Origin of the sequence: Hydrogenoanaerobacterium sp., assembly GCF_032017025.1 — a bacterium.
Taxonomy (GTDB): Bacteria; Bacillota; Clostridia; order Oscillospirales; family Ruminococcaceae; genus Hydrogenoanaerobacterium.
In genome coordinates this window covers 28,142-40,082 of sequence record NZ_DALZQO010000028.1, presented here as the reverse complement: position 1 = coordinate 40,082, position 11,941 = coordinate 28,142, and the positions used below count along the sequence as shown (strand labels likewise).

10 protein-coding genes are annotated in these 11,941 nt (G+C 36.7%); 5 read left to right on the top strand and 5 right to left on the bottom strand.

Annotated elements, in window-relative coordinates:
- Positions 1-231: 231 nt before the first annotated feature.
- The gene (locus tag RTV33_RS13865) at positions 232-3,186 is read right to left on the bottom strand and encodes an SIR2 family protein (protein WP_312645164.1); all 2,955 of its coding nucleotides are present in this window, start codon (positions 3,184-3,186) and stop codon (positions 232-234) included.
- Positions 3,187-3,699: 513 nt separating this feature from the next.
- Between RTV33_RS13865 and RTV33_RS13860 the strand changes: the two genes are divergently transcribed.
- The 3 genes from RTV33_RS13860 (at position 3,700) to RTV33_RS13850 (ending at position 6,887) form a co-directional block, all read left to right on the top strand.
- A complete protein-coding gene (locus RTV33_RS13860) occupies positions 3,700-4,530 on the top strand; it encodes a M23 family metallopeptidase (protein ID WP_312645162.1) in 831 nt (276 codons plus the stop codon).
- Positions 4,531-4,673: 143 nt separating this feature from the next.
- Entirely contained in the window at positions 4,674-6,008 is a 1,335-nt protein-coding gene (locus RTV33_RS13855) for a hypothetical protein (protein WP_312645159.1), read from the top strand.
- Between the two features lie 234 nt (positions 6,009-6,242).
- Entirely contained in the window at positions 6,243-6,887 is a 645-nt protein-coding gene (locus tag RTV33_RS13850) for a hypothetical protein (protein ID WP_312645157.1), read from the top strand.
- An 88-nt stretch (positions 6,888-6,975) separates the two neighbouring features.
- Here RTV33_RS13850 and RTV33_RS13845 read toward each other — a convergent pair whose 3' ends face one another.
- The 3 genes from RTV33_RS13845 to xerC all read right to left on the bottom strand — a co-directional run bounded on the left by RTV33_RS13845 (position 6,976) and on the right by xerC (position 8,756).
- On the bottom strand, positions 6,976-7,182 hold the full coding sequence (locus RTV33_RS13845) for a hypothetical protein (RefSeq protein WP_312645156.1): 207 nt from the start codon (positions 7,180-7,182) through the stop codon (positions 6,976-6,978).
- A gap of 84 nt (positions 7,183-7,266) precedes the next feature.
- Positions 7,267-7,560, bottom strand: coding sequence for an ADP-ribosyltransferase (locus RTV33_RS15700; protein ID WP_396327519.1), 294 nt, complete (start codon positions 7,558-7,560; stop codon positions 7,267-7,269).
- A gap of 23 nt (positions 7,561-7,583) precedes the next feature.
- Entirely contained in the window at positions 7,584-8,756 is a 1,173-nt protein-coding gene (gene xerC / locus RTV33_RS13840) for a site-specific integrase (protein ID WP_312645155.1), read from the bottom strand.
- Between the two features lie 920 nt (positions 8,757-9,676).
- Between xerC and RTV33_RS13835 the strand changes: the two genes are divergently transcribed.
- Together RTV33_RS13835 and RTV33_RS13830 are read left to right on the top strand one after the other, a co-directional pair.
- On the top strand, positions 9,677-11,329 hold the full coding sequence (locus tag RTV33_RS13835) for an antirestriction protein ArdA (RefSeq protein ID WP_312645154.1): 1,653 nt from the start codon (positions 9,677-9,679) through the stop codon (positions 11,327-11,329).
- A gap of 1 nt (position 11,330) precedes the next feature.
- Complete coding sequence (locus RTV33_RS13830) at positions 11,331-11,594, top strand: DUF4314 domain-containing protein (RefSeq protein WP_312645153.1); 264 nt, start codon at positions 11,331-11,333, stop codon at positions 11,592-11,594.
- 35 nt (positions 11,595-11,629) lie between these two features.
- Here RTV33_RS13830 and RTV33_RS13825 read toward each other — a convergent pair whose 3' ends face one another.
- A complete protein-coding gene (locus RTV33_RS13825; protein ID WP_312645152.1) occupies positions 11,630-11,935 on the bottom strand; it encodes a helix-turn-helix transcriptional regulator in 306 nt (101 codons plus the stop codon).
- Between the last annotated feature and the right edge of the window lie 6 nt (positions 11,936-11,941).

The window sequence follows — 11,941 nt, the reverse complement described above, 5'->3', positions numbered from 1 at the left end:
CCCCCAAAGTTTTTTACAGTATACCATACTGTCTAACTTTAGGGGTGCAGTTCAATAGAGAGCAGCTCCGTCTTTTTTATAAAAACATCATCTTGTTACAACTACACAAGAGGGAATTGTAACTTCTCCAAATCGAATTCCTTATTCCTCTCTGAAAGATACTTTATTGTTGACTGACTTCATCTATTCGGAACCTGCAAACCCTATGTGCATAAAAATCTTGACAACCGCTTACTCATCCGCGGCAAAAGCAATAGGTCCCTTAATGTTAAATTTCAGGTTTACCCTGATGGACATTCCCGTCTTCATTATTACTTCATTAATTTTAGAATATGGGCAATGTACTTCGCTGTATCCATCAAGCAAAATAAATGAGTAACCTCCTCCAACATACTTTACATTTGCAGAGAAAACGGAAGAGATATTCCACTTTTGAGGGATAAACAGAGGTAAGGAAATATATTGTATTTCCCTTTTTCGAGCTTCTTGGAAAACAGATTCTGATTCAGAGAATTGTTTATCTAAATAGAGTAAACCGCCTAATGTAGCAATGAAATAGGCATCCGAGTAACCATTTAAAGTACTCTGTTGTAGAATGGCAATTGCCTCACGGATACTTTCTTGACTTCCATTATCTTTTAAAACCTTAGCTTTAGCATATTCCATGCTACTACGATATTCTTGTGGCCGAGATTGAAATATTGGTTGAAAAATTTTAATCGCCTTATCGTATTCACCATGCAATGAATAAGTTTTACCCAGTAAAAAATTTGCAAAGGGACTTTCTGGCGCTAAAGCAACTGCTTGTTTTAATTTTTTGATTTGGCCTGGCGTGTTATCAAGGTATTCATCAATTTTAGACAACTCTACCCAAATTGCTTCTTTATCGTACACTTTTTTTAAACCTGTAGTCAGAACATCCTCTGCTTTTGAAAGATATAATGTTTCCTCGTTTATATCATCTGTTTTCTTTGCCCAATCAATATACAATGCACCAAGCCCTTGATAAACATATGGATCTTTATCATTTAAACGCATAGTTATTTGATAGGCATCTTCGCTCTGCGCAACACGTTTGCGTCCCATTTCCAAAGTGCTTGCCCTCATTGCCATTTGTTGGAGCACATAGCCTTTTGTGTGATAGAGTACTCGAATACTCCCATCCATTTTTATCGCCATTTCAATAGTGGATAGTGCGGTCTCATCATGTTCATTACGCACTAGCATTCGAGCATAATGTTGCCTTATATAAGGATTGTCGGGGTCAATACTACATGCTGCATTAAAAAACCTCATACGACTATCTAACGATGGCAAAGCATCTATTAGTTTATCAGAACGATAAAGTCGCTCAAATACTTTTCTGTCTAAATAATGCGTTATATTTATTTTTGTTAATATATTATTAAGAATTACTTCTTTCTCGCTTTTCATAATGCAATTATCCCAAACAATTTGTGCTATTAAACGATGGCGAGTACGAGCAACATAGACACTATTCTCTGCGTTATATAAGTCATAGATAATAACACCTTTGAGATAGTTTTTTGTTCTTTTATAAAAGTCTGTTAATTCAGTATCTAAAATAGACGTTAGTAGCTCCATTCGCACTTGTACATCAAATTGATGTAGGCATGCAATCAATTTGTATGCTTCTTGGGAAAATGGATCATTAATCCCATGGTATTCATCTTGTATTATCGCATCAAATGATTTCCCTTCTGTTGCTTCTCGTATAGTAACAAGTAATTCCCGATTGTAATTCTTTCTTATTGAAGCAATTTGGTCGTCTCTTTGCAAATACTGAAGTTTATTTAATTCTTGATTAGAATCTAAGAAGCCGATTAATGCCTCTATTTCAATGTCACAAAGAGGTTCAATATAATGTATATCACCCTTTCCTAGCATGCCTTTACTGGCAAGTTCATTTTGTCGATCGCCTAAGATAAATGCTACATTTTTATCCTGTTCACGTGATAATTTAATAATACGATTTATATCGTTATTGTGATCAGCGGCGTTATCAATGAAAAAGAAACACTTTGCATCATCTAATCTATTTTCATATGCAAAAAAGATATCCCCCTCATTTAGCTTCTTGCCATCTCTCATAAAAAACGCTTGTCCCAGTTTTTCTTGAACAACTTTAGAAGCGATAATCATCATTAACGTAGTGATACCATATCCCGCTGCACCAGTTATTGTACACACATTGACTTTATCTTTTTTTTCGGTAGCATATTCTAACATTTGATAGACAAGGGTTTCTTCTAAAATTCGGCTAAAGTACTTGTTTTGTAAAATAATATCCCAAGAAGCCTTATTCCCACGCACGAAATTAAAAATATCTGTTTTTCCACTTAGTCGTGGTTGATTTACATAATCCCATGCGTTAAAGAAACGGTTCAACGGAACTATTGATGAATCAAGAAGACTCCAAAAATCTTGTGGAATTATGGATTTGGCTTCTTTCTCAGTAATGGTCAGTGCCACTCGAAGTTCCAATTGTGACTTAGCTACGGTAACAAATTCACTAAAGCTATTTTTCAAAGTTTCTATATTTCGGTTTGCTAGGATCGCCATATTAACATCATTTGTGTAAGGGTCAATACGATATGATTTTCTGATAGTATTTGGATAAATCTCTTTTGCTATATCTGCCAAGATAGTGTGAAAGTTCGGATCATTGTGAGAATATCCTGAGAATAATACACAGTTTTTTACAAAACAATGTTGAAGAAGGTTAAAAAGAGACTTTCTTCTTTGAGCATAATTCACATAATCTTCTTGGGAAATTATAATGTTATCGATGTTTTCACCATCAAATAGAGAGCCATGCAAGTGGATAATTGGAACAATGTGCGTATTATCAAAATCATCATATTCTGTTATGTGTGTTATTGTTTTATACTCTTGCGCAGGTGCTTTACAAGCATTATATGCTTTTTGGATTGTATCATCATAGTTAGTTGTATATATAGCTTTCCAACGTATAGATGGAATCCATTTCATTGAATCATCTGGTATGGCATCCGCTAAGATTCTACGTATGTAATTCGTTAGTTCTTTGCGACCATTTTTCTTGATTTCAACATATGATGCTACATCTGTTAACGAGTATTCTTCCACATCAGGTAATAAAAAGTTATCTGCAATCATTTTTGCCAGTTTTTTGCCATCAGGCATACAGTTACCTTCACTATTACTTAATAAAAGAAACCAAATATTGTTTAAAAATATTGAAATAAGTCCGACTAGCGATTTAATTGCCTTTTGATTTGTACGCTTCAGATGAATAAAAGGACAGTATCTTGAAAGATACTGTCCTTTTATAATTCTTTTGATATATCAGTCAATATGAGTTCCGACCCTCATCATAGCATTTGAGTTATCTCAAATAAGATATAGGACATCATTCTGGCGATTAATCTTAATTATTTGTACAAAAAATCTTCTATAAATTGGAAATAATTACAATTTTTAAAAATAAGATAATATTCTCTAACAAAACCCCTGTTCTTTTCGTTCTATTCTAAAGAAGATGAAAAAAGAGAAAATGTGTAATATTTTGCTTGTAATCTAGGTTTTCTATATGAAAGCAAGAAAAAAAGAACAAGGGGGTGGTTCCGATGCGTGTATAGAAGCGGCGACTACTACTAGCATTCCCGGCGTAAGTAGACAAAAAAGGAGAGTAATTAAATGAAAAAGATAATTAGTGCAATTCTGTGCGCGGCGTTACTTATAAGCATGTGCCAAACGGCCTTTGCAGCATTGAAGGTCGTCGATGACAATACGACCAATTTTGAATCTAGTGCCTATAAGCAGCGGCTCGAAGAAAAAGGTCTTACAGAAATGAACATAAAGTCTCTAGCCAGCATGGGATTCTCGTTTGAGGAGCAAGCCAATCTTGATACTGGTACAATTCAAGATTTTCTGGGAGAAACTTATGGGAAAACTTCTGTTATCCAACCTCGTGCTTCTTTTATAAACGTAACAAATGTACCTGATGACATATATGGTAAAGGAACAGAATCATTTTTATCCGGTTGCGGCTTTGTCGCAGGAGATTTCTATACTGCGAATGATGGCAATTCTGTTGTCTCCCAGATTAATGCATTTGCTGCCAAGGTATTTAAAAATGCAAGCTGTAAAAAATTCTATTATTTGTATGGCGAGTATGATTCGGCTGCTGGTGTCCATAAGGGTGTAGACCTTCAGGCAGCTAACAACACTCCTATTTTCTCTGCGCATACGGGCAATCTTGTGCGTAGACCGGAATATGGTGCGGCTTGCATTCAAAACAGTTCATGGACTAACATCTATGCTCATATGAGCAACTTAAGAGCAAATGGTTCCGTGTCAGTAAATAACCAAATTGGAAATCAGTCAAATGTTTCCCCTAACGCAATCGGAAGTCACCTGCATTTCGAAGTAAGGAATGGCCAAACAACTTCGATGGGCGATCCGTACACATATAGTTTCTCTGGTAACAAAAGTCCCTATTGGTATATGGTTACACCCGCACGGTAATAATTTCACCCTAAGCGAGATAGACATATAAGCATATTTAAGACAAATGAGATAAGTTCATGACGTTAATAGTTATGTAAAGCGTAGTGATACTACGTCTTTACATAACTAACGCATCATAATTACCATGGAGGGGCAAGTTGTTGAAAATTAGAAAAAGTTTATATATGCAAATATCGATTATAGTTATTTCAATATCTTTATTATTAACTGCCTGTAGCAGCAATCATAACTTTCTAGTAAACGACATTCATAAAAAGATCAATTTTAGCGAAGCAACATTTAGTGAACAGATCAATGTTAATGGGCATGAACGTACATCTATACCGCTTGAGAAGATACTAATAGACACAGATTCTGATTTTATTAATGGTCTTGTATGGATAAATGATAACGAAATATTACTTGATTGTATTAAACAGATTGATGAGAAATATATTACGAAATGGTTTATAGCGAATGTAAATACTGGTGTTATCAATTATTTATACCATTATAATGATAATAATTTCTTTCAGATAAGTAATATAAGCATCGAAGATTCTGTATTAAAAATAAGTCAGCATAACGGTAACTATTTTGAGTTTCAACAAGGAAATCTGGTAAAGCAATTAGATGGTTCAGATAGTCAATTAACGGCATGTAGAAACTTATCGAATAATGATCTAATATATTATAGTAATAGTGATCAAAGTATATATAATCAATCGAATGGTAAAGTACTATACAAGTTTAACGATATATCGAATGAAACAAGCCCAAGACTAATGCAGTTGTCACCCGATGGGAAAAAGCTAGTGTTTGCTTTTGTGCACCAAGAATTCGCAGCAGTTAGAACCGTAATTGTTGATATGGAAACTTATGCTGTACATGAAATAGTAAAGAAATTTATCATGCCTTCCTATTTTTGGATTAATGATAAACTTTTCGTATTGGAAAATAATAACGATGCTGAGAATTTTTATTCAAGGATATGTTATGGAGATAACCTTGAGTATGAGATTAGATTTCAGTATAATACATATGATGAGAATCTTATAAATGATCCAATAATCGATTTGCTAGTAGGGCGTGGATTGACCCAGCAAAATATTGAGGAAATAACAAGCTTAGGAGTAAAGATAGACGATATAGTTAATATCCCTAATCAAGATATTCAAATGTTGCTGGAAGATCGTTATGGAAAAAGCTACGAAGAAGGGTTTGCTGAAAACAATTACTCATTATTTGGTTTTGGTGGAAATAATTCGATCGTACCTATTGCGTTAACTTATAAGACTGGGTTTTCAAAATGGGATAGCGCGGTTATTTTGTTTTCCATGAAAAATAATAGCCCACTCATAGAGCCAATATATCACACTACGGATACACGCTATTCAGATTTTACTATTAATTCGTCGGGCACTTATCTAGCTTTTCGTGAATATGGAATGACTGATAATACAGTGAATAATATTGTATTTCTCAAGCTAACTTAGAATTTCTAACTGATAAAAAACAGCAAAAAGTGGTATAGTAATAGTAAAACAACTGATGAACGACAAGATATGGATTAAGTTAAGCTATCCTCAAACCAGCATTGACTTCCAAAAACACCGTTTTTGCCGGGGCTTTGGATTCGACACGAGCGCAGGGAAAGTGTTCATTATACCTTTTTGTTCTTTGCTTCCGCTTTTAGGTTTTGTTAGATCACTATATGGAGGAAATATATTATGGAGAAAAAGAGCATCATATTGGTAATTGTCATATTGTTTTTCTTGGCATCTTGTAGTGCAGGAAAAGACATATCAGTGGCTCAGCCCAATTCTGTATCTTCAGAAGTTAGTGCATCTGAAGAAGCAGGGGATAATTCGCAAAACAATAACGATACGAGTGATTTTACCAAAGATGAATATATCGATAAATTAAAACGAAAAGGCTTGGAGGACTGGCAAATAAAATCATTGGCTCAAAGAGGCTTTAGCTTTGAAGATCAATTAGCTATGAAAAAAGAAGAGTTAGATGAGTTGTTAGCACCCGGTTGCGGGCCGGCATACGGGAGAGAGTTCTCAGCGGAAGAAAGTATTAGTTTAGCCGAACGCAATATTGATGAAAGAAAATCATCCATCTTGCGCAGTCTTGGTTATGAATTCGATAATATGATGTTGTTGACGAATGAACAGCTGGATTTTATATTTCCAAACACAAAGCTAGTCAATAAGCTAATTGAATTAGGATATAAGCGAGAAGTAGTTATTCATCAGGGAGCAATAATTCAAAACGGATACAGTAATTATAAAGAGCTTCTTGATGAGATTTTCGCTGATGGTAATTATAAAGAGATTCTTTCTTCTGAGGATTCCGCTGATAAAGAATAATATAATAATCATATAAAAATAATAACTTCCAGCACGCTAATAGAATAAAAGAAGAAATATTATAATTGAAATAAATCCGATTAGCGAATCAGTTTTCTTTTGATTCATACGCTTCTAACATAATCTGCCCCTTATCATTTACCGATACGGCCAGTTTTCTAACTTCCTGCAAATGTAACTGCTCAATTAGCTGTTTAGGGATTCGCAGCCGGTAATCATCATCGGGGGATATATTGCGTATATAAACTCCGTTTACGGGGTAACGCGAGTTAGTATCTTTTTTCTTACCTTTCATTTACTTCTATCCTTTCAAATATTCATAATAGTCTTCATTGCAGATCTGCTGAACCTACAGTGAAGGGCGTCTTTATAAAATACGTCATTGCGTCAATACGCATTCAAAGATAATTCGTCCATCCGAATTTTTATATTCATTGAAAATAGTAATTACCGCACCAGGAGGGAGAAGAAATTCACATTCTGTTTGATTTGAACTGCCTACATCAAAGCCCAAATATGCCCCTTTTGTTCCCTTGGGTAAGTAAATCTTATAAGCTATTGGTTTATTCTTAAAGCTGATATGATTAGCAAGGACATCGTAAACAAGGGACGTACTTGTAAAACCCAGCTCAATAAAATTAGAATAATCTCTATCTAAAAATCTATATACCACAATGTTGTCAGGAAGTTTAAATTTTAAAAGCTGTCAGTCTCTGGGGTGACACGATAAAAGAAAAAACTAATCAATTTGCCGAATGGTATAGATACAGCTCGTCCAATTTCCACTAGCTTAAAGAATACTTCCAGTGTTTTAAGGTGTAGAGCAAGTGCACCGATTGCGTCCTTGTATAAGTCAGCCTTTTCACTTGTGGTCTTAATATCACTATGTCCTAACCATGTTTGTATATCTTTTAAGCTGCAGCCCATTGCATATAACATACTGGCGCAGCTATGTCTTAGGTCATGAAACCTGATAGGCCGTAAATCATTCTTTTTTAGAAACAATTTAAAGCCTTGTGACACAGAGCTAGGCTTGTATAATGTTCCTTTACTATTAAGGCAGATGTATGGATTATCCCCATAATTCAGTGTTTGCATCTCTTTGAGTTGTTCTAAGAACTTTAGCAAACAATATGGAAGCGGTAGAGTTCGATAGCTAGAATCTGTTTTTAGTTTATTGGTAATTAGCACGTTTGAATTGGTGATGTATGGCACAACCTTATTTTCGATACAGATTATTTGTCTATTCAAGTCAATACTTGACCATTGTAAACCAAGCACTTCGCTTCGCCTTAATCCGAGGACACAAGCTAGAACAATTGGCACAAATAAAGGTGAACGTTTTGCTTTTTCAATTAATTCAACCATTTCCTCGATTGTATAGTAATCTGCAATATATCGTAATTTTGATGGGAAGTCCACGTAAGAGGCAACATTGTTTTTAATATGTTGCATTTTGCAAGCATACCGTAAAGCAGCATGTATGTTTGCATGGTGCTTTAGGACAGTTACTACACTCAAACCTTCAGACAGCTTTAAGTCATAATAGCCTTGCAAATCAAGGGGAGTTAATTTTTGAAGGAAAATATTTTTTTTTTGAAAATATGGATAGATATGTTTTTGCATTACGAGATTATACCCATCCCAAGTAGTAGGTGTCACTCTTGATTTATGATGCTGTAGCCAAGTTAACAAAAAATCTGAAAATAGGATTTTAGGCTTTTCAAATTTTCGTTTTAGCTTTTGATTTTCTAATGTTAAATCAACAATAAGTGCCTCAAGTTCAGAAATTCTTTCTTGATCCGTACCATTTAATCCTTTCAGCAGTGGAATAGAATTTTGTGATGTCATAGCTTGATTAATTTGCATAATCTTAATGTCCCCCTGTTATTGAAATTAATCAAATTATACTTCTTTATTAGGAATCATGTGTTTTTTCTTCGGGGGAGGAGATTACAGGATTCAGGTTCTAGTGAGTTCACGCTCATGCAGGTTCAAGTCCTGTTATCCGCACCATAATTACAGCCTGAAAAAGATGTCCTGCGGTGAAAACCGCAGGACATCAGGCTTTTTCAAGGGTTATTACCCATAAAAACCCCGTAAAAATAAAGCTCAATTTTAAGGATGTCATTTCAGTGATTTTCAGCCCCTCTGGTATTTGAACTATTACGAATAGGTCTTTTACGCGCGAATAAACAGTAAGAACACAACTCAAAATCAAGAAGAAATATATCAAAACATAAGTGGCGCCCTTTTTTGAAACTCGGAAAAGTCCTGTATTTAAGCGGGTTTGAGCGAGCAATCAAAAAGGGCGCCACTTTATATATACAAGGAGTAAGGCACTGATTTCTACTAAAGAAGTCAGTGCCTTTTTTCATTCACTCAAAAATTGGAGGTGCAGGAATTAATAACACGGAATACAGCAATGTTTTTTAATAATTAGATAAGTAAAATGGGTAGCGCCCTTTTACAGTCATCCAAACTAAAGTAAATATGTAAACGGTAAGAGCGGTCGAGTTTGAGGATTTATCCTTAATTTGACCGCTCTTTTTTTGTTTGCGGAAAGGATACGATATGCTTGTAAAATACAAACGAAACAAACGCTATGCCTGCTACAACTCAGATTGCCTGACAAGCGTAGGCAGAATAGAAAACACACCTCGTCCCCATGGTCCCTTTAAAAGCTGTGGGGATTGCCCCTATGCATCCCACGGCTTTGTATGTTACAGCCATGAGGGAGATTGTCTAAGGACTGATATGCAAAAAATTAATCACAGGAGGGAAAAGTCATGCGAGCAATGATCCAGTGCATTCATGAAAATAATCACCGAAACCTTACCTTCCCCAGCAAGGAAAAGGAACTACAAATTTTATGTGACAGCCTTGGTATTTCCAACACGGCAAAAACCGAAATCAAAATTGGCACTGTCCATAACGATGAAAGGATGACAACTCTACTCTCGGGCAAAACGGTAAATCTGGATGAGCTTAACTTTCTCACCAAACGGTTGGATAGTTTTGACCAGAATGAGCTTACCACATTTTTTGCAGTAGCTTATGCGGAAAAAACCGAAATCATGTCAGAGCTTATCAACCTCAGTTTTAATACCCACTGTTACAGCGTGGTAGCCGATTTCAGCGACCCCCATGCCGTGGGCAGGCAGATGTACCTAACCGAGCAAGGGGCGGTCAGTACGGAAGAATTTCAGAGCTTTGACGGACAGGGCTACTTTGAAAAAATCCTTGCTGAAAATTCTCATCCTCTGATTACGCCCTATGGAGTGGTATATAAAAACGGCAATGCTATCGAGCAGATATATGACGGCACGAACTTCCCGTATTATCAATACGATGATACCCCCATTATCCTGTTGTTAAATACCCAAGACCGCTTTGAGTATCTCTATCTCCCCGTGGAGCAGAGTGAATTAAATAAGGCGTTAGAAAGGCTGGGAGTAGAAAGCCTTGAGAATACCTCTTGGCAAGTGGAGCAACACAATCTTCCCGATAATATTGCAGATATGGTAATCAACAATCAAATAGGCTTGGATTCGCTCAATCAGTTTACCACTATCTTCAAAACCATGGGTGATCGTGAAGTATCCGCCTTGTCTGAATTGGTGGATTTCACAAAAATCACCACGGCAGAACAGCTTAAAACCTTGTCCGACTGTATGTATGAATTTGAGTGCTTTCCGGGTGTTCACACGCCGCATCAATACGGCAGGCACATAATCTGTGAAAGCGGTCACTTTGAGTATGACGAGAATCTTGAGGATTACATTGATTTTCAGTCTTATGCACAGGACAAAATCAGCCGTGAAACCGGGGTGTTTACCGACAAAGGCTATCTGCTTTACCACGGATACAATCAGGAGATGCAGAACATTTTAAGGCAAACTCTTGGATTGAAAACCAAGGAAATGCAGGAACCACAGGAACTCAAATTGTATATGCCGCTTAAAGCGGTCACCTATTATGATGAAAATGACTATGGTGACCTTTGTCAAGTGGATTTTGAAATGGAGGTCTACCCCGAAGAACTTAGCTGTTATGAAGATGAAATCCGTGAAGCCATCCGTGACCGCCGATTGGATGAAGAAAAGCGTGGCATGATGGATTACTATGACGGGCATGATTCTGTGAATGCCAAAGTTCAACAGTATCTGTTTGATGTAGAATTAATCAAAGGAAAGCTGATGGGTATCGTAACCCTTACGCTGAACGCACCACTCAATCAAGCCGAACTTGATAAAATCAAAGAAACCATCGAAGGACAGTGTTCCGATGGCTTTGGCGAAGGCTTTGAGCAACGTGAAATTAACTGCAATGGCAAGGAAATCTATGTAAGTCTTTGGGGAACCAATGATTGGAGTCTGAAAACCGCCGAAGAAATGGGAATTACAGAACAAAAATATGAAATGCAGTTTGGAGGAATGTAAAATGAATGGATTTCCCACAAGAGAACAGGTAGAACGAATCAAGGCACGGTATCCGGCAGGGACTCGAATTCGCCTTGATTTTATGGATGACCCCTATGCGCCGATCTCGCCCGGTACCGAAGGTGTAGTGGATCATGTGGATGACATCGGCACCCTCCACTGCAAATTTGAAAATGGGAGAGGATTAGGTGTCATTGTTGGTGAGGACAGTTTTTCCGTAATAGAGCCTGAAGAAGAACAAGGCATGAATCTGACCATGAGATAGGAAAACGGCAAGATGTGTAAACATCCTGCCGTTTCCTATTTATCAAGACCTTTAATCATGTCATACACAAATGCTCGTTTGTCCTGCGGCTGTTTGCGAAGGATTGCAAGTATCTCCGCTTCCTGATCACTGAGTTCAGAAGCTCTCAGCGTGGATTTAATGTCGGTTCTTCCAAGGATATAATCCACCGAGGTACCCAGTGAATCCGCAAGCTTCACCAACATTTCTGCAGGTGGTACTGCCTTGCCGATTTCATAACCGCTGATAGTTTCCTGCGACACATTCAGTTCCATTGCAAGACGAAGCTGTGTCAGATTTTTAGCTTCTCTAAGCTGTTTCAAGCGTTC

Excerpts from the sequence above, each read along its gene's own strand:
- RTV33_RS13865 (WP_312645164.1), bottom strand. The coding sequence starts at position 3,186 with ATGCCTGATGGCAAAAAACTGGCAAAAATGATTGCAGATAACTTTTTA.
- RTV33_RS13860 (WP_312645162.1), top strand. The coding sequence starts at position 3,700 with ATGAAAAAGATAATTAGTGCAATTCTGTGCGCGGCGTTACTTATAAGC.
- RTV33_RS13850 (WP_312645157.1), top strand. The coding sequence starts at position 6,243 with ATGGAGAAAAAGAGCATCATATTGGTAATTGTCATATTGTTTTTCTTG.
- RTV33_RS13845 (WP_312645156.1), bottom strand. The coding sequence starts at position 7,182 with ATGAAAGGTAAGAAAAAAGATACTAACTCGCGTTACCCCGTAAACGGA.
- xerC (WP_312645155.1), bottom strand. The coding sequence starts at position 8,756 with ATGCAAATTAATCAAGCTATGACATCACAAAATTCTATTCCACTGCTG.
- RTV33_RS13835 (WP_312645154.1), top strand. The coding sequence starts at position 9,677 with ATGCGAGCAATGATCCAGTGCATTCATGAAAATAATCACCGAAACCTT.
- RTV33_RS13830 (WP_312645153.1), top strand. The coding sequence starts at position 11,331 with ATGAATGGATTTCCCACAAGAGAACAGGTAGAACGAATCAAGGCACGG.